Here is a 989-nt window from a genome sequence, read left to right on the forward strand (position 1 = left end):
GCCTCCTATTGGTCGGGCGTGCTCAAGGACGGTTCCCTCAGGGAAGACATCGCCTGGAGCTACCGCGATCCGATCGCCGAGATGCCGAGGATCAAGGGGCTGATCGCCTTCTATCCGCAAGCAGTCGACCGCATCCATCTCGACGGCCAGCCGGTCTGATCCGGCCCCGTCGTCTCCACTTCATTTCAAAAACCACGATTTTCACAGAGGCAAAAAATGACCAAGCGCAACGAAATCGACGCCCTTCGCAATCTCTCCGGCGACATCTGGAACGTCGCCGTCGACGAATACGCCAAGGGCTATCTCAAGCGCCGCGACCTGTTAAAATACGCCGCGCTGATAGGCCTGACCGGCTTTGCCGCTTCGCAAGGGCTGGGCTTCTCCGGTCAGGCCCGCGCGGCCACTGCCGGCGGCACCGTCCGCGTCGGGCTTGGCCAGCCGACCAAGGCGATCGATCCGGTCACCGTCACCGATCCGGCCAGCATCGGCGTTCTCAGCCAGGTCGGCGAATATCTCATCCTCGACGATCCCAAGGACGGGCTGCAGCCGAAGCTCGCTCTGTCCTGGGAAGCCGACGAGACGGCCAAGCGCTGGACCTTCAAGCTGCGGCCCGGCGTGAAATTCCATGACGGCCGCACCGTCACCGCCAAGGACGTGGTGGCGAGCTTCGAGCGTCTGGTCGATCCGAACAGCGGCTCCTCGGCGCTCTCAGCCTACAAGGGCATCCTGTCCAAGGGCGGCGCCAAGATCGTCGACGACGAGACGGTCGCCTTCGATCTCGACCAGTCGAACTCGAATTTCCCCTTCTATGTCTCCTCCGACGTCTACAACGCCGTGATCCTGCCGGCCGACTATGCCGGCGACTTCGAGAAGAATTTCAACGGCACCGGTCCGTTCAAGCTCGAATCCTTCCGTCCCAAGCAGGGCGCCAGCTTCGTGCGCAATCCCGATTACTGGGGCGACAAGGCGCTGCCCGACCGGGTCGAGAT

Annotated in this window: 2 protein-coding genes; both read left to right on the forward strand. The window is 62.8% G+C overall.

Translation table 11 applies throughout. The features are described 5' to 3' along the window. Positions 1-159, forward strand: a 159-nt coding sequence (locus EOA28_RS36905; RefSeq protein ID WP_128315900.1) for a DUF427 domain-containing protein, incomplete at its 5' end; no start/stop codon positions are given. A gap of 57 nt (positions 160-216) precedes the next feature. After that, on the forward strand, positions 217-989 hold a 773-nt coding region (locus tag EOA28_RS36910), incomplete at its 3' end, for an ABC transporter substrate-binding protein (protein ID WP_245501696.1).

This window comes from Mesorhizobium sp. M2A.F.Ca.ET.067.02.1.1, from assembly GCF_004023285.1.
Classification (GTDB): domain Bacteria; phylum Pseudomonadota; class Alphaproteobacteria; order Rhizobiales; family Rhizobiaceae; genus Mesorhizobium.